Raw genomic sequence first — 20,232 nt, 5'->3', positions numbered from 1 at the left:
GGATCGGGAATAGGCGCGGCTGCGCGGCGTTGTTGCCGGCAAGAGAAGGGATTAGAAGCGGGGCATGGCAAGACGGCGGATCATCATGGTGGCAGGGCTGGCGGCATGGGCCATGGCCTGCCTCGATGCGTCCGCCGTGATTGCCGCGCAGGAGCGCGAGGCGCCGGAGCCCCGCGAGGCGCCCGAGCCGCGTGAGGCCCCGGAACCGCGCGAAGCTCCGGAACCGCGTGAGGCTCCAGAGCCGCCGGAGCACGAGGCCCGCGAAAGCCGCGAGACCGAAGTAAGCGACGCCTCGGGCAGCGAGAACGGTACCGAAGCGGCATCCGATGCCGGCTGGCAGTCCGATGCCATCCGCGATGAGGGCGCAGACCGTGACGAGATCGGCAATCCTGTCCGACCGGGGGAAGTCATTGCATTCTCGCTGCCTGCTGCGGCCGAGCACACGCTGGTCGCCGCCGGCTACCATGTGATCAGCCGCAAGTCGCTCGCGGCGCTGGGCGAGGAGGTCGTTCGCCTCGCCGTGCCACGCGGCCGCAAGCTGGCGTCCGCCATCGCCGAAGTGCGTGCCGCCGCGCCCGATGCGGTGATCGACTATGACCACTACTACGGCCTCGGGCTTGCCGGGCGCGGCAAGGCAAAACGCGAGCGCAAGGCCGCTCCCGCGGCTTCCGCGCCGCAAGGCTTTCCGGTCGGCATGATCGATACCGCAGTGGTCCCGCATCCCGCGCTCGCCGGCACGCGGCTCGTGGCATGGAGCGGCGGTGAGGCTCCGCCTGCGCCCGCTGCCGCGCAGCACGGCACCGCCGTTGCCTCGTTACTGGCGGCACGCGGCGCGGCAACGATCTACAGCGCCAACATCTTTCGCGGCCCTGCCGGACGGCCCTTCACCTCGATCGATAGCCTCGTCGAGGCGATGGAATGGCTGCTCGGCCAAGGCGCACCGGTGATCAACATGAGCATTGCCGGTCCGCCCAATGCGCTGCTTCAGAAGATGGTCGGCCTTGCCAGTGCGAAAGGGCGGATCATCGTGGCTGCAGCCGGCAATGGCGGACCGGCCGCGCCACCTGTTTACCCCGCCGCGTTGCCGGGCGTCGTCGCGGTAACCGCGGTCGATCCCGCGCTGAAGGTCTATCGCTATGCCAATCATGGCCGCTACATCGGCGTTGCCGCGCAAGGCGTCGGCGTGCTCGCGGCGGCCTCAGGCGGGGGCTTTGCACGCTATTCGGGGACATCTTTTGCCGCGCCGCACATTGCTGCCCGGCTTGCCCGCTGCCGCGCGGGCGGCGGCAGCAGCCCGGATTGCATCGGAGCGCTGGTCAAGACCGCGCGCGATCTTGGCATGCCCGGCTTCGATGAAACCTACGGCCACGGCTATATTGATTGAGCGGCCCTAAGGCAGCGGCGAAAGTCGCCCGTCCGCCGCGCTGTAGGCCTGCCGCGACACCGGATCATCGATCGCGCCCGAAGGCAGGCGGACCACCGATTGCGGCCCGGCAACTGTTACCTGCACCCGCGCTGCAACCAGCGGGCCGGGACGGGCGGTGCGTCCGATCCCCGCACCCGAAACGACCGATACGCCGGTGCCGGGGGCAGAGGGATAGACCTGCCCGGTTCCATCGGGTTCCACCGCGAGCGCAACGCCTTCATCGATGCCAAGGCCGATCAGCGCGGGCACACCCGCCGGCCGGCCCGCCTGTGCCTTGGCCAGGAAAGCGAACAGCCGCCCAAGCCGGTCGCGCTGGCTGAAGTGGCTGTCGGTGATCACGCCTTTGAGCAGGTCCAGATGCAGGAAGCCGGTTTCGATCGTGGTGCCCTTGCCATAGGGCGCCGCGAGGCCCTGCGCGCTGGTCAGACTCTGGCCGTCCAGCGCGCCGTAGAGATACTCGCCAAGGATCGCGAGCCCGGCGCTGGTGCCTGCGAGCGGCTTGCCGGCGCGCACATGCGCATCGAGCGCTGCGGCAATCGGCGTGCCGCGCCAGCGCCGCACATAGCGTGCCTGATCGCCCCCGGCGATGTAGATACCGTCAGCCTTGCGCAGCGCCTCAAGCAGGCGCTTGTCGTAGGATGCAGCACGGCGGTGCGTGACGAACGTCTCGGCCGAGAGCACCCCGCCGATCTCGCGGTAGAAATCGGTGCTCGCCGCGCCATGCTGCGAGGCGCGCAGGATCACGATATGGCCGTGCCCTGCCTTGCCGATGAACCAGAGCATCGCCTCGCGGCTGTGGTCGCCGCCGCCGATCAGCAGCAGGCCGCCTGAAACGGAGGCCGGGGCAGGGCCTGCAGGATCGCCCTCGAGATAGACATCGAGCGCGCGGGCAGCCGCGAACGGTGCGGAGACGATCGCCGCCAGGGCAATGAGCAGGGCCAGTATGGCTTGAGCGAAACGGCGCACATCCGGCTCCTGATTAAACGGTCTGCCAGCTTGTGGCACAACCCTGCTTGCTGCGCAAAACCCCCGGGTTTACTGGTAAATTGCAATGCTGATCAGGGTTGTCGGCAGCTTGACCCGCCTTTGCGGAGGTATAGAGGGGCGCCATGCTGACCGCCCCCCAAGTCCGCCCTGCCGTGCTTCACGCGTTTCTCGCACAGGCAGCCGCGCTCTATCCCGATGGCACCGCGATCGAAGTGCCGCCCGCGCGAAATCGGCCAGAACGGCAGGTGATGACCTTTGCCGAGCTCGCCGCGCTGACCGACCGTCTGGCGCTGCATCTCGCGCCCCGGCTGGAGGCCGAACGGATCGTCGCGCTCCTGCTGCCGCGCACTTCGCCCATGCTCTATGTGGCCCAGATTGCGGTGCTCAAGGCGGGCGGCGCTTATACCGCGATCGATCCCTCGTTTCCCGATGACCGTATTGCCGAAGTGCTCGAGGACGCCGATGCCGTCGCGGTCCTGACCGATGCGGCGGGCGCGGCGCGCCTTGGGCCAGTCGCGGGCGCGGTGCCGCTGCTGCTTGCAGCAGAGCTTGCCACGGCGGACGCCCCCGACGGCGCGGCGCTACCGGCCGAAGTGCGCCCCGATCAACTCGCCTACGTGATCTACACCAGCGGCACGACCGGCAAGCCCAAGGGCGTGATGGTCGAGCATCGCAATGTCGCCAACCTTGTCGCGTCCGATCTGGCCGAGTTCAGCCTCACCCCGGCGGACCGCGTGATTCAGGGTTCGTCCGCCGCCTACGACAGCTCGATCGAGGAAATCTGGCTCGCGCTCGCTTCGGGCGCGACGCTGGTGGTGATGGACGATGAGGCCGCGCGGCTTGGACCCGACATCGTCGAATGGCTCCGCCGCGAGCGCGCCACCGTGTTCTGCCCGCCGCCGACCTTGCTGCGCAGCAGCGGCTGCCGCGATCCGGAAAGCGCGCTCCCTGATCTCAGGCTGCTCTACGTGGGCGGAGAGGCCTTGCCGCGCGATATCGCCGACCGCTGGGCAAAGGGCCGCCGCATGGTCAACGGCTATGGCCCTACCGAATGCGCCGTCACCTGCCTGCGCGGCGATATCGTGCCCGGCGGTCCGATCACCATCGGCCGCCCGGTGCCGGGCATGGAAGCCTTCGTGCTGGACGACGCGCTTCAACTCGTGCGCGAGGGCGAGCAGGGCGAGCTGTGCATGGGCGGCGCAGGCGTCGCGCGCGGCTATCGCCACCGCGAGGACCTGACCGCCGAAAAGTTCGTCGACCACCCCACCTGCGGGCGCATCTACCGCACCGGCGATCTTGTCCACCGCGAGCCGGACGGCAATCTGTTCTATCACGGCCGCATCGATGCACAGGTCAAGATCCGCGGCTACCGCGTCGAGCTGGGCGAGATCGAGGCGCGCCTTGCTGCGCTGCCCGGCGTGCGCGCGGCAGCGGCGCGGTTGCAGGATGCTGGCGGCGTGCCGGAACTCGTCGCCTATGTCGTGGCGGGGGAGGGCGCCACCCAGCTCGATCTCGAAGATCTGCGCACCCAGCTGGCAAGCACAGTGCCCGGCTACATGGTCCCGCGCCGGATCGGCATGCTGGCCGAATTGCCGACCACCGTCGGCGGCAAGCTCAACCGCGCGGCGCTCCCGCCGATGGCGCTGACCGCCGAGGCCGCGCCTGCGCGCGATCTGGTGCCGCCTTCCACACCGCTTGAGACCGCGCTCGCCGCAGCCTTTGCCGATATTCTCCATCACCCGCACGGCGTTTCGGTCGAGGACGATTTCTTCGAGGACCTTGGCGGCGATTCGCTCAGCGCTGCGCTGCTCGTTACCTTGCTGCGCGAGGAAGGTGCGGCGGACTGGGTCACCGTGAGCGACATCTACGCCGCGCGCAGCGTGCGCGCGCTGGCTGCGCTGGGCGAGGACGCGAACGCCGCCTCGGCAGTGGCCACGCCGCACGTCGCAGCCACGCTCGTGCGCGAGGGCAAGGCGCGGCCGGTTCTTGCCACGATCGTCCAGACCGCCTGGCTGGCGGCCGAACTCGCATTTGGTGGCTGGGTCAGCTGGGCGGTAGCCTGGGTCCTGTTCCCGCTGCTGTTCGACAAGCTTGATCTCGTCGCCTTCGTGCTGCTGACGCCGCTGATCACGGTGGCCGGTATTGCGCTCTACCTGCCGGTCTCGGTGGGTTTTACGCTCCTCGTCAAATGGATCGCAATCGGGCGCTACCGCCCGGTGCGCGCGCCGGTGTGGAGCACTTATCACATGCGGCACTGGGTGACCGTGCAATCGGCGCGCCTGATTCCCTGGCCGATGCTTTCGGGCACGGTGTTCATGAACTCCGTGCTGCGCCTGCTGGGCGCGAAGATCGGGCGTGGCGTGCATATCCACCGCGGCGTCCACCTCCATCGCGGCGGTTGGGACCTGCTCGAAATCGGCGACAACGTGACGCTTGGGCAGGATGCGCATATCGGCCTCGTTGAATACGACCGCGGCGATATCGTGGCCGGGCCCATCGTGATCGGGGCGGATGCCACGCTGCAGACGCGCGCTTCGGTCGAGCACGGTTGCCGCATCGGCGAGGGCTGCGTGATCGCCCCGCTGTCGGTGGTGAACCCGGGCATCACGGTGCCGGCGGGCGAACTGTGGGACGGCGTTCCCGCCCGCCGCGTTGGCCCGGCGCCTGCGGCACCGGCGCTGACCGCGCCAGGCCTGCGGCTCAGCCCGGTCCTTCACGGCCTTGCCACGCTCGCCGCCGAAGGCATCGCGACAATGGTCGGTGCGTTACCTGCCGGCCTGCTCGCGCTGCTGCTGTGCGCAATGCTCGGCGTCGGCTCGGAGGAAATCTGGGTCTGGATCTACGAGCCGAAGCTCGATCCGCACGTCCTCGCCGTCGTCTTCGGTGTGACTATCGTCAGCGTCCCCGTCAGCCTCGTCTGGAGCGCACTGATGGTGCGCGCGATGGGCCGGGTGAAGCCGGGCGTGATCGACCGCTGGAGCCTTGCCTATATCCGCGTCTGGCTGAAATCGGCCGCGACCTTCAACGCCGGACAGTGGCTTTCGGGCACGCTGTTCTGGAAGCAGTGGTTGCGACTTGCCGGTGCGACCATCGGTGAAAAGTGCGAGATCAGCACGATCTTCGACGTCACCCCCGAACTCGTGACCATCGGCGCGGAAACCTTCTTCGCCGATGGCATCTACCTCGGCGGGCCGGAGATCACGCGCGGCACGGTGCGGCTCGCGCCGATTGTGCTCGGGCGCAACACCTTCCTTGGCAACCATGCGGTGATCCCGGCTGGCGAAGTCCTGCCCGATGATATCCTGATCGGCATCAGCACGGTCGCCAATGCGAAGGAAATCACCACCGGCCAGTCACGCTTCGGTCGCCCCAGCTTCGATCTGCCGCGCCGGCAGGTGGTCGAAATGGACCGCAGCCTCACCCACGATCCTTCGCCAATCCGCTACATCAACCGCGTGTTCTGGGAATTGCTCCGCTTCGTGCTGCCGGTCGGCACGCTGCTCGCGACCGTGCTATGGTACAAGCTGCTCGTGGAAGGCGCGCCGGAATCGACCAAACTCGAATTTGCACTGATCGTCATTCCGCTGGCGACGCTTGCGCCGCTGCTCGCGCTGCTGTTCACGGTGACCGTGCTCAAGTGGACCTTGATGGGACGGGTCAAGCCCGGCCAGCACGCGCTGTGGTCCTGCTGGGCAAGCCGGTGGGACTTCGTCTTCGTCGCCTGGGCGCGTTATGCGAACGCGATCCTGCAGCAGCTCGAGGGCACGCTCCTGCTCAATGCCTACCTCAGGCTGATGGGCCTCAGGATCGGAAAGGGCGCGGTGCTCGGGCCGCAGTTCTCGCAAGTCGTCGATCCCGACATGATCGAGATCGGCGACGGCGCGACCGTTACCGCGTTTTTCCAGGCGCACACCTTCGAGGACCGCGTGCTGAAGGTCGACAAGGTGCGGATCATGGCCGGCGCGACGATCTCGTCCGGCACTGTGCCGCTCTATGGCTGCATCGTGGGCGAGGACGCGCATGTCGGCCCAGGCAGCGTGATCATGAAGCAGGAACGCCTGCTGCCCGGTCTCTCGTACCAGGGCGTGCCGCTTCGCGTGGTCAAGACCTGAGCTCACCCACCTTCACAGCGTGATCAACCCGAGCCGATCACGCTTCAGGCGGTTTCGCTCGCAGCCAGATAAGCCTCGACCGCCTCCGCTGTCCCCGGAGGGACATGCAGACCCAGCTTGCTGCGGCGATAGAGCACGTCCTCAGCGCTGCGGGCCCATTCCTGCGTCCTCAGATAATCGACTTCCGCCTGGCTTAGGCCGCCACCAAAATCGATGCCGAGCGCGTCCATCGTCTGCGCCGTGCCGAGGATGGCCTTCGCGCGCGTACCATAGGCACGGGCGAGCCGGGTCAGGAGCGGGCAGGGTAGGCCGGGATAGGCCGCGGCGAGTTGCGCGACATAGGCGGCGAAGTCATCGCCCGGAATATCGCCGCCCGGCAGGTCTGCGCCCGCGGTCCAGTCGCCCTTCGCGCCCGGATAGAACGGCACCAGTTTCTCCAGCGCATGCTCCGCCAGCTTGCGATACGTCGTGATCTTGCCGCCGAACACGCTGAGCAGCGGCGCCTTCCCGTTGCCGCCGTCGAGATCGAGCACATAGTCGCGCGTTACCGCTGAAGCGTTCGCGGCATGATCGTCATAAAGGGGGCGGATGCCGGCATAGCTCCACACCACGTCCTGCGGGTGGATCTCGCGCGAGAAATAGCGGCGCACTGTCTCGCAAAGGTAGTCGGTTTCCTCGGGCGAGATCTGCGCCTTCCCGGGGAGTTGCTCCCACGGCTCGTCGGTGGTGCCGACCAGCGTGAAATCGTGCTCGTAGGGGATTGCGAAGACGACGCGGCGGTCCGGGTTCTGCAGCAGGAAGGCGTGGTCACCTTCGTAGAGTTTGGGCACCACGATATGGCTGCCCTTGATCAGGCGCACGCCGCGGTCCTGGCTGGCGCTGGCCGCGCGCTGCAGCACGTCTTCCACCCAGGGGCCCGCCGCATTGACGAGGCCCCGCGCCATAACCGTGCGGGTGCCGGTGCCGCCCGCAATCTCGGCTTTCCACAGCGCGCCCTCGCGCGTCGCTGAAACCAGCTTGGTGCGCGTCTCGATCTTCGCGCCGCGCTCGGCAGCATCGCGCGCATTGAGCACGACGAGGCGGCTGTCCTCGACCCAGCAGTCTGAGTAGACGAATGCCGTCTTCGCGCCCGGTTTCAGGCCATTGCCGAGCGGTGAACGGGCGAGGTTCACCGTCCGCGTCGCCGGCAGCTTCTTGCGGCCACCGAGATTGTCGTAAAGAAACAGCCCCAGCCGCACGAGCCAGGCCGGGCGCGGCGAATTCATCTGCGGCAGCACGAAAGCGAGCGGCCAGATGATGTGCGGGGCCATGCCGAGCAGCCGCTCGCGCTCGATCAGCGCTTCGCGGACTAGGCGGAACTCATAGTACTCAAGATAGCGCAGCCCGCCGTGGATCAGCTTGGTGCTGGCAGACGAAGTGTGGCTGGCAAGGTCTTCCTGCTCGACAAGCAGCACCGAAAGGCCGCGCCCGGCGGCATCGCGGGCAATCCCTGCGCCATTGATCCCCCCGCCGACGATCAGCAGGTCATAAGTTTCCGGATCCGGCACGTGGTTGCTCCTGCCTGCCAAGTGGGCACATATGTGGTGGCGTCCGCTCCTTAGCCACGCGCACGTGGTCGGACAAATGCAGCTAGCGCAATCCGGGATGCGATTACAAGATAGCGCGGCGGCTGGTAAATGCGGTAACAGGGGCCATGCGAGAGGCAAGGCCAAACCCGGCGCATGACCGGGAAACCCGTTCGGACCACACGGAAAGCGCGCAGTTCTGCGCCTCCCGGTCCATCGTCAGGATGATTCGCGCTTGAAGCCGCTATCGGTTTTTGCGGCGATGCTGACGGCATCGTCTGTCGCCGCCGCGCCTGCGCAGGCCGCATCGCCCCCCAGCGTGCCCGAGATCGGAGCGCCATCGCTCGCCGCGCTCGGCCCCAATGGCGTGGGCGTGATCGAGAAGACCGTGGTCGACAAGGGTGCGGTCGATCCGCTCGGCAGCCTTGCCAAAGGTGCGCTCATCCGCGCTGACCGGACGATGCCGCTGGTGATCTGGTATCCCGCGCATGTCGGCCCCAAGGACCGCCGCACGACCTACCGCGCCAGCCTGGTGTCTGAACCGCCCAAGCCGCCGGCCTACTTCACCGTTCCGGCGCTTGCCGTCACCGATGCCAAGCCCGCGGGGAAGGGCTATCCCATCGTCCTGCTCTCGCATGGCTACAACAACGACCCGGTCATGCTCTCTTGGCTGGGCGAGAACCTTGCGACCAAGGGCTATGTCGTCGTTGCGATCCGCCACCGCGACCCCGCGATCACCGATACGGCGAAGACGCCGGCCACGCTGATCCGCCGCCCGCTGGACATCACTTATGTGCTGCGACGCATCCGTGATGGGCTGCTTGGGAACCTCGGCGATACGACGCGCATTGCGCTCGCGGGCTACTCGTTCGGTGGCTACGGCGCGCTGACCGTGGCGGGCGCGCGGCTCGATGCGGCAAGTCCGGCGATCAAGCGCCTGCCGACCGCGCTCTCCGATCGCTACACCGGCACTGGCGAGGACGCCGCCGCTTTGCACGATCCTGCGGTCAAGGCCGTCGTTGCCATTGCGCCCGCTGGCGGCGCGCCTTGGGCGGCGTGGGGCGCTGATGGCCTCGCTGGCATCAAGGCACCGCTGCTGGTCGTGGCTGGCACGGCAGACCGCACCGTCGGCTATGATCCCGGCCCGGCAGCGATCTTCCGGGATGCCAAGGGGTCGGACCGCTGGATGCTGGCGCTCAAGGGCGCAGGCCATGCCATCGGCACCAATCCGGCCCCTGCGGAAATGCGCGGCACCGTGTGGGATTTCGATTGGTTCGAGGACCGCATGTGGCGCAAGCCCCGCGTGAATTCGATCGCGCTGCACTTCATCACTGCATTCCTCGATCTCCAGCTCAAGGGCGATGCGGCGAAGGCCGAGTACTTTGCCGTGCCGTCAGAGGAATCGGATGGCGCCAAGTGGACGAGCGAAGACAAGCGCTACGATGCAGTGAGCGAAGGCGGCACGAACCCGACCTGGAAGGGCTTCGTCAAGGACCATCAGGATGGGCTGATCCTGCGGCATCTTCCACCGTCACCTTAGTGCGGGGCACCCAAGCCCAAAAACGGTCGTCATTGCGAGCGTAGCGAAGCAAGCCAGAGCGCAATGCGGGCCGCACTGGATTGCTTCGCTACGCTCGCAATGACGCAGTGAGAGGAACTCGCAGCCCTCAGCCGCGCATTTCCGGTACCATCTCGGTCGGGGCGGGGGCATCGCGCCCCATGCCGTTCGAGAAGTGCCGGATGATCCATTCGCGCAGCAGAAAGATCGCCGGATCGCCAAGGTCCTCGGCATGGGTCTTGAGGTAGTAGCCGAAGCCGTCCGCCGTGACACGGTCGTACGGCATCACCAGTTGCCCGCTGGCGATTTCCTGCGCGAACATGTCGATGTCCGCCAGCACCACGCCCGAAGCGCCGATGGCATAGCGCACCGCCGAAAACGCGGTGTCGAAGGCCAGCCCGTCGTTCGTCTCGATGCTGAGGCGCTGCTGTGCGGCATAGCTCGACCACAAGAGTCCGCGCGGCTCGCCTTCCAGCTTCACGTGCAGCAGTTCGTTGTCGTGCAGGAACTGTTCGAGCGTCTTGCCCTCGTGCGCGGCAGCCGTCTCGTGCGAGCATAGCGGAGCAACGCGCACCATCCACAGGAGGTCCGCCACCGCATCGTCGACATTCGGCCGATCGAACACCACCGCCATATCGACATTGTCGCGCGGCGCGCCGGTGACGTTGGACGTCACCACGTCGATGCGGATCTCCGGGTGCTCCTTGTGGAACTTGGCGAGCAGCGGCAGCGCGTTCTGGTAGAGCAGCGAAGGCGGGATATGCAGCCGGATCGGCCTGCTTTCGAGATCCTTGTTGCGGATCGTGTTGATCGTCTGCTCCATCCGGTCGAGGCACTTGCTCACGACCGGCAGCAGGATCGAGCCCGCAGGCGTCAATTTGAGGCCCGTCGGACCGCGCTCGAAGAGCGGGCGGCCGATCAGATCCTCAAGGCTGCTGACATGGCGGCTCATCGCGCTTTGCGACACCGTGAGCGCCTGCGCACCCGCGGTGAAGCTCATGTGCCGCCCCACCGCCTCGAATGCACGGAGCGCGTTCAGCGGCAGCCAGCGGCGGTTGATGAGGCGATCAGGCGCGATTTCGGCTTCTCCGTTGGGGTGAGAGCATTTTGCCCCTCGCATTGATATACGTCAATCCGCGTCGCCCGCACGAACGTTCTTGCTGCAGGATAACAGTTTATAATATGAGGCTTCAGGCATTTTTATCGTGAGGCCCTCATGCTGCTCCCCGCAGAGTTCGATTTCCATGCACTGGAAGTCTTCGTCCTCACCGTCGAGCTCGGCGGGATGACTGCGAGCGCGCAGCAGCTGCGCATTACCCAGTCGGCCGTCTCGCAGACCATCGCGCGGCTGGAGCAGGGGATCGGGGCGACCCTGTTCGACCGGACCCTCCGCCCGCTCGGCCTCACCCCGGCGGGCCGCGCGCTTTATGAACGCGCCACGCATCTTCTCGCCACCGCGCGCACGATGGTCGACGAAGTGCGCGAGGGTGCCAATCAGCCGATCGACAAGGTAACGGTCGCCATGGCGGAATCGCTGGCGATCCTGCTCACCGGCCCGCTGCTCAGCCGCCTCGGGCCCCGCGTAGCGCGCTGGCGCGTTCGCTCGGGCATCTCGCTCAATCAGCAACAGGATTTCCTCGCGCGGCGGGTCGACCTGCTCATCACCGGCAGCAGTGTCCTCGAAAAGCAGGAAGGTGTCGTCCACCACGACGTGCTCGATGATCCCTTCGTGCTCGTGTTCCCGCCCAGCTTCCGCGGCGTCTCCGATCCGATCGCTGCAGCTGAAGGGCTGCCGTTCGTGCGCTACTCGCTCGATACCGGCATGGGCCAGCGCATCGAAAGCCAGCTCACCCGCATGCGGCTGCGCCTGCCCAATGTGATCGAGGTCGATATCGTCCCGCAGCAGCTGAATGCGGTCGCGCTCGGCATCGGCTGGAGCATCACCTCGCTGCTCTGCCTTGCCGCCATGCCTGCGCTGATCCCGGATCTGCGCGTCGAGCCGCTCCCCCGCGCGCGCTTTGCCCGCCGCATCCAGGTCGTCAGCCGCGCGGGCGAACTGGGCGATCTCGCGGTCGAGACCGCCACGCTCGCCGGCGAGACGATCCGCAAGGAAAGCCTGCCGCCCGTCCTCGCGCAGCTTCCCTGGGCCGAGGATCTCCTCGGCAGCGGCTGATGCATTCATGCGAATGCATTACGGTCATTGATATGATGTATGATTCTTGATGATGCACTGCTGAGCCGGACCATTCCGGGCTAAAGTTGTGTGGTAGAGAGCGGCAGTCAGTCCGCCAACCATCCCAGCGGGGGAACACATGACCACCACCACCTCGTCCGCAGCATCGGTCACGCTGACCGAAACCGGGCTCGAAGTCATGCTTCCCGGCGGCACGCGCGCCTATTTCAACAACTACTGGCTGCGCGACAACTGCCCGACCTCGTTCGACAGCCAGACGCGCGAGCGTGTGTTCGACATCTTCCATCTCGAAACCGCCCCGCGCCCGCGTAGTGCTGAAGTGGTCGAGGGCGCGCTGGAAATCGCGTGGGACGGCGAGAACCACACCAGCCGCTATCCGCTTGAATGGCTCGCGAGCTATGCCGAGGGCAAGCGCCGCCACGATCCGTCCGATCTGCCGCGCCGCGCCTGGTATGCCGACCATTATCCGAAGATCGCCCGCTTCGCGCAAGGCGACCTCATGGCGGACAAGACCAAGGTCGCAGAATGGCTGAAGGCGCTGATCGTCGAAGGCGTCGCGCTGGTGACGGACATGCCGGACAGCGACGAGGGCCTTACCGATCTTGTCAAGCTGATGGGCCATGTGCGCCCGACATTCTTCGGCGAGTACTTCGATGTGATGACGCACATCGAGCCGACGAACCTGGCGTACACCGCAAAAGCGCTCGAGCTGCACACCGACACCCCGGCAGAGGACATGGCTCCCGGCGTCCAGTTCCTCCACTGCCGCGCCAATAGCGTGGAGGGCGGGGCGAACCTGTTCCTCGACGGCGTGGCGGTCGCGAACGATTTCCGCGAGCTCTACCCCGAGGAGTTCAAGCTCCTCGCCGAAACCGAAGTGCCCTTCTACTGCGAGCACGACACCTACGACGTCCGCTCGCGCCAGCGCGTGATCGAACTCGACGCACATGGCGAAGTCTCCGGCGTCACTATCAGCCAGCACATGGCCGATGTGTTCGATCTGCCGCAGGACGTCCTCGACCGCTATTACCCTGCGTTCTGCCGCTTTGGCCGGATGCTGCAGTCCGACAAGTACCTGATGCGCTTCCGCATCAATGCCGGCGAATGCATCGTGTTCGACAACCACCGCATCGTCCACGGGCGCGAGGCCTATTCCGCCACCAGCGGCGCGCGCTATCTGCGCGGCACCTATGCCGATCGCGGCGAGATGCGCAGCACCTACCGCGCGCTGACCAGCGAAGGCCGCTTCAAGTGACGGACGCCGAAGTCGCGGCGCTGCGCGAGGATCTGGCCGCCGCGTTCCGCATCACCGCGCAGATGGGCTGGTCGGAATCGGTTGGCAACCACTTCAGCGCGGCGGTCTCGGCGGACGGCAAGCAGTTCCTTCTCAACCGCAAGTGGCAGCACTTCGCGAGCATCAAGCCGGCTGACCTGATGCTGCTCGATGCCGACGATGCGGAGGTGATGAGCCGCCCCGATGCGCCCGATGCCTCGGCCTGGACGATCCACGGCACCGTGCACCGCCAGTGCCCTGCCGCGCGCGTCATCATCCACTGCCATCCGCCGCACGCCACCGCGCTCGCTACGCTCGCCGATCCGCGAATGCTGCCGCTCGACAACAACACGGCGCGCTTTTTCAATCGCCTTGCGATCGATCAGGGCTTTGGCGGCATTGCCGACGAAGCGGAGGAAGGGCTGCGCCTCGCCGCCGCACTGGGCAACAAGAAGACGCTGCTGATGGGCAATCACGGGATCACTTGCACCGGGCCGACCGTCGCCGAAGCCTTCGAGGATCTCTACTTCTTCGAGAAGGCGGCGCAGACGCTGCTGCTCGCCTATGCCAGCGGCCAGCCGCTCAATGTGCTGTCGGATGAAGTGGCGGAAAAGACCGCGCGCGGCTGGGACGACTATCGCGGCATGTCCTATGCGCATTTTGACTGGCTCAAATCCCAGCTTCCGGCACTGGCCTGATCCGATGGACGCCGTCCCCGCCACGATGGAAGCCGTGCTGCTCACTGGCAATGGCGGCTTCGAATGCCTGTCGTGCCGCACCGACGTGCCGGTACCGCAGCCGCGCAATGGCGAAGTGCTCATCCGCGTCGGCGCCTGCGGGGTCAACAACACCGATATCAACACCCGCACCGCCTGGTACTCCAAGGCCGTCACGGTTGCCACCGAAGCAGGCGGCGGCGATGGATTTGCCGAGGCGAAGACCGAAGACTCCGGATGGACCGGTGCCGTCCCGCAGTTCCCGCGCATTCAGGGCGCCGATGCTGCCGGCCGGATTGTCGCGGTGGGAGATGGCGTCGATCCCGCCCGCATCGGCCAGCGCGTGCTGGTGGAGCCTGTATTCCGCGGCGCGACGCGCTTCGAGGCAACCTACTTCGGCTCGGAAGTCGATGGGGCCTTCGCGCAATATGCCCGCGCCCCTTCGGCCCATGCGCACCCCATTGAAACTCCACTGACCGATGTGGAGCTCGCCTCGTTCCCTTGTGCCTATTCCGCCGCGGAGAACATGCTCACTCGCACGGCGCTCGCGGCAGGTGAACGCGTCCTCATCACTGGTGCATCCGGTGGTGTCGGCTCCGCAGCAGTCCAGCTGGCAAGGCGCCGGGGTGCCGTCATCACCGCGCTCGCCAGCGCCGACAAGGCCGATGGCGTCCGCGTGCTCGGCGCCGCGCAGATCGAGCCGCGCGATGCCGACCTCGTCGCCCTTTTCGGGCAGGAGCACTTCGATGTCGTGATCGACGTGGCCGGCGGCGCGGGCTTTCCGGCACTGCTGCAGGTGCTGAAGCGCGGCGGCCGCTACGGCGTCGCCGGCGCAATCTCCGGGCCGATCGCCGAACTGGACTTGCGCACGCTCTACCTCAAGGATCTCACGCTCTACGGCTGCACGATCCTTGAGCCGCAAGTGTTCCCCAATCTCGTCGGCTATATCGAGCGCGGCGAAATCCGCCCCGTCGTGGCCGCGACATATCCGCTTTCGCAGATCGTCGAAGCGCAGCGCGCCTTCCTCACCAAGCAGCACGTCGGCAAGATCGTGCTCGTCCCTGGAGAATAATCCCACATGAAGATCGGTTTCATCGGCCTCGGCAATGTCGGCGGCAAGCTGGCGGGCAGCCTGATCCGCAATGGCCATGACGTTACCGTGCGCGATCTCAATCCCGAACTCGTCGCCGAATATGTCGCGCGCGGCGCCAAGGAAGCGGCGAGCCCGCGGGAGCTGGGCGAAGCGGTGGATGTCATCATCACCTGCCTGCCGTCGCCCGCTGCCAGTGCTGCCGTGGCCGAGGGAGAGGACGGTTTCCTCGCCGTCATGCGCCCCGGGCAGGTCTGGATGGAAATGAGCACCACCGACTATGCCGAAGTCCTCCGCCTCGGCCCGCTGGTCGAGGCCAAGGGCGGCCTTTTCATGGAATGCCCCGTCTCGGGCGGCTGCCACCGTGCGGACACCGGCAACATCTCGATCTTCGCTGCCGGCCCGCGCGAGGGTTTTGAACGCGTGCTGCCTGTGCTGACCACGCTGGGGCGCCGTGTGCTCCACACCGGTGATTGGGGCACTGCCTCGCAGCTCAAGGTCATGACCAACTTCCTCTGCACCGCGCACCTCGTCGCACTCGCCGAGGCGCTGACGGTGTGCAAGGCGGTCGGGCTCGACATGAACACGACGTATGAGGCGATCCGCATTTCCTCGGGCAACAGCTTTGTCCACGAGACGGAATCGCAGGTCATTCTCAACGGCAGCCGCGATATCAACTTCACGATGGACCTCGTCTCCAAGGACGTCGGCCTGTTCGACAAGATCGCCAAGGAAACCGGCGTTCCCGTTGAAATGTCCCCGCTTATCGTGCGCCTGTTCAAGGAAGGCGAGGCCGCTTTCGGCCCGCGCGAACACTCGCCCAACATCATCCGCCGCTATGAAGAGCCGGTCGGCATCAAGGTGCTGGGCACGGGCTTTCCCGAGCAGATGGTCGATGATGAGCCCGAGGAGCAGGGCTACGAAGTCGTCCCGCGCCGCTGAGGCGCGAAGGCGCGCCGGCCGGATCTACCGCCGGCGCGCATCCTCGAGGATCATTGCCGCGCCCTTTTCCGCCACCATCACCGTCGGCGCATTGGTGTTGCCGCTGGTGATATTGGGGAAGATCGAGGCGTCGATCACCCGCAGGCCTTCGGTGCCATGGACGCGCAGACGCGCATCGACCACCGAGGTCAGCGGGTCCGGCCCCATCGCGCAAGTGCCGGTGGGATGATAGACCGTGTCCGCCCGCGCGCGGAAATCTGCGAGCTGGTCTTCCGCGGTCTCCACCGCAGGGCCGGGAATCAGTTCCTCGGTGATCATGTCCGCCAGTGGCCGGCTTGCCGCGATCTGGCGCAGCAGACGATTGCCCGCACGCACTTCGGCGATGTCCTGCTCGGTCGAGAGATAATTGGGCTGGATCACCGGATAGGCGAGGGGATCGGCAGAGCGTAGCTCCAGATGCCCACGGCTCGTCGGCCGGCAAGGGTTGAATGAGAGCAGGAAGGCTGAAAACGGATCGGGATTCAGCAGCTTGCGCGCGGCGAGCGGCGTCTTGGTATAGCTCACCGGGCTGAAATACAGCTGCAGATCGACATTCGGCGCGTCCTTGCCGCTGCGCACGAAGCCGCCGCTCTGGTTCACGCTGAGTGACAGCGGCCCGCGCCGGTCGAAGGCAAAGCGCAGCGCGGCCTGTGCCTTGCCGAGTAGCGGATGCAGCTCGTCGTTGAGTGTGGCGGTGCGCACCTTGTAGAAGTACGAGACAGCGAGATGGTCTTGCAGGTTCCGGCCAACGGCGGGAAGATGTTGCTGCACGCCAATGCCATGCTGCGCCAATGCCGCGCCATCGCCGATTCCGGACAGCATCAGCAGTTGCGGCGAATTGATTGCCCCGCCGGAGAGGATCACCTCGCGCCGCGCCTTCACCTGATGCAGTTTCCCACCGCGCCGGTATTCGATGCCCACCGCCCGCGCGCCTTCGAACAGCACACGGGTCGCCTGCGACCTTGTCCGCAGCATGAGGTTTTTGCGCTTGAGCGCTGGGTGGAGAAACGCGTTTGCGGTCGAAGCGCGCCAGCCGCCGCGCGTGTTGATCTGATAGAACCCGACGCCTTCGGGATTGCTGCCGTTGAAATCGCTCGTCACCGGAAAGCCGAGGCCTTCCGCTGTCTCGATGAAGCTGTGGCACACCGGGTGGACGTGCGGCGTGATCTCGGTGACATGCTGCGGCCCGCCGCGTCCGTGGTGCGCGCTATAGCGGTCGAAATCCTCGGACTTGGTGAAGAAGGGCAGCACGTCGTCCCAGCCCCAGCCGGGGTTGCCCGCCGTGCGCCAATCATCGAAATCACGCGGCTGCCCGCGCACATAGACCATCGCGTTGATCGAGCCCGAGCCGCCGATGACCTTGCCGCGCGGCCAGTAGCTGCTGCGCCCGCCAAGCCCGTCAACCGGCTCGGTGTCGTACATCCAGTTGATCCGCTTGTCGAAAAAGGTGCGGCCGTAGCCGATCGGCATCTGGATCCAGATCGAAAGGTCGCTTCCGCCCGCCTCGAGCAGCAGCACGGTGGACGTGCCGTCCTCGGTCAGCCGATTGGCCAGCACGCATCCGGCGGTGCCTGCGCCCACCACGATATAGTCGAAGGTCTCGGTCATTGTACAGGGTGCTGCGTCATTTCCAGGTGCAGCATATCCCCGGTGTAGGGATGCGCACGCGCGACCTCCTCGTTGAGTTCGACGCCAAGCCCCGGCTCGGTCGGCGGGATCACATGGCCTTCCTCGAAACGGATCGGGCTCTTGAGGATATCGGTATGGAAGCCGCCCCAGTCCTCGATGCTCTCGAGGATGAGGAAGTTCGGTGTCGCAGTCGCCAGCTGGATGTTCGCCGCGCCCACCACCGGGCCGCAATAGAGATGCGGCGCGATCTGCGCGTGGCGCACTTCGGCCATGCCGGCGATCTTCTTCGCTTCCAGCAACCCGCCGACGCGGCCGAGGTTCATCTGCAGGATTGCTGCGCCGCCGGCATCGAGCAGCCGCGCAAAATCATACTTGGTCGAAAGCCGTTCGCCGGTCGCGATGGGGATTGATGTTGCGCGCGCGACTTTCGCCATCTCCTCCGGCGCATCGGGCGGAACGGGTTCTTCCAGCCACAGCGGGTCCGCCGCCTCAAGCCGCTTCGCCAGCCGGATTGCACCCGCTGCGGTCATCTGCCCATGCGTGCCGAACAGCAGGTCAGCCTTGTTGCCGACTGCCTCGCGCAGCTTGTTGGCAAAACGCTCCGAAAGATCGAGCGCCTCCAGCGACAACTGCCGCCCGTCGAACGCCGAATAAGGCCCCGCCGGATCGAACTTCAGCGCGGTGAAGCCCATGGCGAGATATTCCGCCGAGCGTTCCGCCGCGAGGTCGGGATCGTGGTAGACGTCGGTCTGATCCCCCGGGCGCGGGTAGATATAGGAATAGGCGCGAAGCCGCTCGTGCACCTGACCGCCGAGCAGCTTGTAGACCGGCTGCCCCGCCGCCTTGCCCACGATATCCCAGCAGGCCATTTCCAGCGCGCTCAGCACGCCCATCAGCGACAGGTCGCTGTGCTGGGTAAACCCGCTTGAATAGACGCGCCGCCAGAGGTTCTCTATATCATGCGGATCGCGCCCCGCCGCATAGCGGGCGAACACGTCCTCGATCATCTTTGCAACGAGGTGGGGCGAGAAGGGGACGCAATAGGCCTCCCCGATCCCGCTCACCCCGCAGGCGGTCGTGAGTTTGACGAACACGAAGTAGCGCCCGCCGAAATGCGGCGGCGGGTTACCGACAACGAACGTCTCGATATCGGTGAGCTTCATGCCGGTTCGAAGCCGTTGATAACCTTGATCTCGAGGTAATCGTGGAGGCCGAATTCGCCCCATTCACGCCCGTTGCCCGATTGCTTGTAACCGCCGAAGGGTGAGCAGTAGTCCTGGCCCGCGCCGTTCAGATAGACGCTCCCAGCGCGGAGCTGCCGCCCGACGCGCCGCGCGCGCTCCATGTCGCCGGTCTGGACATAGGCGGCCAAGCCATAGGGCGTGTCGTTGGCGATCGCGACAGCTTCGGCTTCGTCCTTGAACGGGATCATGGCGAGCACGGGGCCGAAAATCTCTTCGCGCGCGATGGTCATCTGGTTGGTGACGTCGGCAAAGATCGTCGGCTTGACGTAGTACCCGCGGTTGAACCCGTCCGCCCGGCCCGGACCTCCGGTCACCAGCCGCGCGCCCTCCGCGATGCCCGCTTCGATCAGCCGCTGAATGCGCTCGAAATGAACCTTGCTGACGACGGGTCCGAGATGGGGACCCTTTTCCATCGGATCGCCCAGCTGCACGCTCTCGGCCACGGTCTTTGCGATCCCGACTGCCTCGTCATAGACCGAAGCCTCGACCAGCATGCGCGTCGGCGCGTTGCACGATTGACCGGTGTTGTTGAAGCAGTGGCGCACGCCGCGCGCGACGGCAGCCTCCAGCCCGGCATCGGCAAAGACCAGATTGGGAGACTTGCCTCCCAGTTCCTGAGAGACGCGCTTGACCGTCTCGGCGGCCGACTTTGCCACCTGGATGCCCGCGCGGGTCGATCCGGTGAACGAAACCATGTCCGCTTCCAGATGGCTCGTCAGCGCGTCGCCAATGCCGGGGCCGGTGCCGTGGACCATGTTGAACACGCCAGCCGGAAAGCCGGCTTCGTGGATGAACTCGGCAAAGAGCTGCGCGGAGAGTGGCGCGATCTCGCTGGGTTTCAGCACCATGGTGCAGCCCGCCACCAGCGCCGGGCCGATCTTGGCGGCGAGCTGGTTGATCGGCCAGTTCCACGGCGTGATCAGCGCGCAGACGCCGACTGCCTCATGCACTAGGCGTCCGCGCCCGCCCAGCGGCCGCTCCCACACCATTTCGCGCGCGGCCTTGACCGTTTCCTTGAGGTGCCCGGGCCCGCATTCGGCCTGTGCATTGTAGGAAAGATCGTACGGCGCACCCATCTCCGTGCTGATCGCCGTGACCATTTCGTCATAGCGCGCCTCGAAGATCGCGATCAGCTTTTCGACAAGGGCGAGGCGCTCATCGAGGCTCGTCGACGAATAGCCGTCGAAGGCCGCGCGGGCCGCTGCCATCGCGCGGTCGACATCGTCCGGGCCGCAGAGCGCGACGCGCGCGCAAGGCTCTTCGGTTGCCGGATTGATCGCCTCGAAGATCGCGGTCGAGGTTGCGGGGAGAACCCACGCGCCGTTCATGTAGGAGGGGAGGGGCTTCAGCTCAGACATAACCGATGGCTCGCTTCTGGTCCTCGACGATCGTGCGCGCGGCGAGGAAATAGTGGAACGCCGCCCAGAACCCGGTCGGCGCAAGGATGAGGAGCGCCG

Annotated in this window: 14 protein-coding genes; 8 read left to right on the top strand and 6 right to left on the bottom strand. The window is 66.3% G+C overall.

The features are described from left to right. Positions 1–64: 64 nt before the first annotated feature. Positions 65–1,384, top strand: coding sequence for a S8 family serine peptidase (locus Q0082_RS12015; RefSeq protein ID WP_298192860.1), 1,320 nt, complete (start codon positions 65–67; stop codon positions 1,382–1,384). A 6-nt stretch (positions 1,385–1,390) separates the two neighbouring features. Here the strand turns inward: Q0082_RS12015 and Q0082_RS12010 are convergent, their stop codons facing one another. Continuing rightward, the gene (locus Q0082_RS12010; protein WP_298192858.1) at positions 1,391–2,392 is read right to left on the bottom strand and encodes a cyanophycinase; all 1,002 of its coding nucleotides are present in this window, start codon (positions 2,390–2,392) and stop codon (positions 1,391–1,393) included. A 143-nt stretch (positions 2,393–2,535) separates the two neighbouring features. Here Q0082_RS12010 and Q0082_RS12005 point away from each other — a divergent pair, with 143 nt between their 5' ends. Continuing rightward, a complete protein-coding gene (locus Q0082_RS12005) occupies positions 2,536–6,525 on the top strand; it encodes a non-ribosomal peptide synthetase (protein ID WP_298192855.1) in 3,990 nt (1,329 codons plus the stop codon). A gap of 44 nt (positions 6,526–6,569) precedes the next feature. Here the strand turns inward: Q0082_RS12005 and Q0082_RS12000 are convergent, their stop codons facing one another. Next, positions 6,570–8,072: a glycerol-3-phosphate dehydrogenase gene (locus tag Q0082_RS12000; RefSeq protein ID WP_298192853.1), complete on the bottom strand. Its 1,503-nt coding sequence runs from the start codon at positions 8,070–8,072 to the stop codon at positions 6,570–6,572. A 280-nt stretch (positions 8,073–8,352) separates the two neighbouring features. Between Q0082_RS12000 and Q0082_RS11995 the strand changes: the two genes are divergently transcribed. After that, positions 8,353–9,630: a dienelactone hydrolase gene (locus Q0082_RS11995; RefSeq protein ID WP_298192851.1), complete on the top strand. Its 1,278-nt coding sequence runs from the start codon at positions 8,353–8,355 to the stop codon at positions 9,628–9,630. Positions 9,631–9,757: 127 nt separating this feature from the next. On the opposite strand, the gene Q0082_RS11990 is transcribed toward Q0082_RS11995, so the two are convergent. After that, the gene (locus Q0082_RS11990) at positions 9,758–10,768 is read right to left on the bottom strand and encodes a LysR family transcriptional regulator (protein WP_298192849.1); all 1,011 of its coding nucleotides are present in this window, start codon (positions 10,766–10,768) and stop codon (positions 9,758–9,760) included. A gap of 96 nt (positions 10,769–10,864) precedes the next feature. Between Q0082_RS11990 and Q0082_RS11985 the strand changes: the two genes are divergently transcribed. The 5 genes from Q0082_RS11985 (at position 10,865) to Q0082_RS11965 (ending at position 15,863) form a co-directional block, all read left to right on the top strand. Next, a complete protein-coding gene (locus Q0082_RS11985; protein ID WP_298192846.1) occupies positions 10,865–11,821 on the top strand; it encodes a LysR family transcriptional regulator in 957 nt (318 codons plus the stop codon). Between the two features lie 139 nt (positions 11,822–11,960). Next, positions 11,961–13,097, top strand: coding sequence for a TauD/TfdA family dioxygenase (locus Q0082_RS11980; protein ID WP_298192843.1), 1,137 nt, complete (start codon positions 11,961–11,963; stop codon positions 13,095–13,097). Then, the gene (locus Q0082_RS11975) at positions 13,094–13,813 is read left to right on the top strand and encodes a class II aldolase/adducin family protein (protein WP_298192842.1); all 720 of its coding nucleotides are present in this window, start codon (positions 13,094–13,096) and stop codon (positions 13,811–13,813) included. Before Q0082_RS11980 ends, Q0082_RS11975 begins: the two co-directional genes overlap by 4 nt. Before the next feature lie 4 nt (positions 13,814–13,817). Continuing rightward, the gene (locus Q0082_RS11970) at positions 13,818–14,903 is read left to right on the top strand and encodes an alcohol dehydrogenase family protein (RefSeq protein WP_298192840.1); all 1,086 of its coding nucleotides are present in this window, start codon (positions 13,818–13,820) and stop codon (positions 14,901–14,903) included. Between the two features lie 6 nt (positions 14,904–14,909). Next, positions 14,910–15,863: an NAD(P)-dependent oxidoreductase gene (locus Q0082_RS11965; protein ID WP_298192837.1), complete on the top strand. Its 954-nt coding sequence runs from the start codon at positions 14,910–14,912 to the stop codon at positions 15,861–15,863. Positions 15,864–15,887: 24 nt separating this feature from the next. Here Q0082_RS11965 and Q0082_RS11960 read toward each other — a convergent pair whose 3' ends face one another. Genes Q0082_RS11960 through Q0082_RS11950 form a run of 3 tightly spaced genes read right to left on the bottom strand, consistent with a single transcriptional unit; the run spans position 15,888 to position 20,133 of the window. Next, the gene (locus Q0082_RS11960) at positions 15,888–17,510 is read right to left on the bottom strand and encodes a GMC family oxidoreductase N-terminal domain-containing protein (RefSeq protein WP_298192835.1); all 1,623 of its coding nucleotides are present in this window, start codon (positions 17,508–17,510) and stop codon (positions 15,888–15,890) included. Further along, complete coding sequence (locus Q0082_RS11955) at positions 17,507–18,694, bottom strand: mandelate racemase/muconate lactonizing enzyme family protein (protein ID WP_298192833.1); 1,188 nt, start codon at positions 18,692–18,694, stop codon at positions 17,507–17,509. Before Q0082_RS11955 ends, Q0082_RS11960 begins: the two co-directional genes overlap by 4 nt. Beyond that, complete coding sequence (locus Q0082_RS11950) at positions 18,691–20,133, bottom strand: aldehyde dehydrogenase family protein (protein ID WP_298192830.1); 1,443 nt, start codon at positions 20,131–20,133, stop codon at positions 18,691–18,693. Before Q0082_RS11950 ends, Q0082_RS11955 begins: the two co-directional genes overlap by 4 nt. Positions 20,134–20,232 lie beyond the last annotated feature (99 nt).

Origin of the sequence: Novosphingobium sp. (assembly GCF_027489515.1) — a bacterium.
Classification (GTDB): Bacteria; Pseudomonadota; Alphaproteobacteria; order Sphingomonadales; family Sphingomonadaceae; genus Novosphingobium.
Note: the sequence above shows the minus strand (reverse complement) of the source record. Positions and strands in the feature narration are given on the sequence as shown.